1 rRNA gene is annotated in these 246 nt (G+C 46.7%); it reads right to left on the bottom strand.

The window, feature by feature from the left end:
• Nucleotides 1-97, bottom strand: a 5S ribosomal RNA gene (rrf, locus tag HZS85_RS16650); the annotation flags it as partial.
• Nucleotides 98-246 lie beyond the last annotated feature (149 nt).

Raw genomic sequence — 246 nt, forward strand, 5'->3', positions numbered from 1 at the left:
TCACAGGGGGAAGCCCCCAACTACTTTCGGCGTTCAAGTGCTTAACTTCCGTGTTCGGCATGGGAACGGGTGTGACCACTTGGCTATCGCCACCAGACATTTATTATCTTAACATTATGTTCACATAACGTCAAGACTTTTTTTCGTTTTTTTGAAAGGCTCGCGCCCTCAAAACTGAAGTCATCAACAATGCATCTGCTAGAACAAGGCCTCGACCGATTAGTATCACTCAGCTCCACATGTCGC

The sequence above is a fragment of the Exiguobacterium sp. s130 genome, from assembly GCF_018619055.1.
Lineage (GTDB): Bacteria > Bacillota > Bacilli > Exiguobacteriales > Exiguobacteriaceae > Exiguobacterium_A.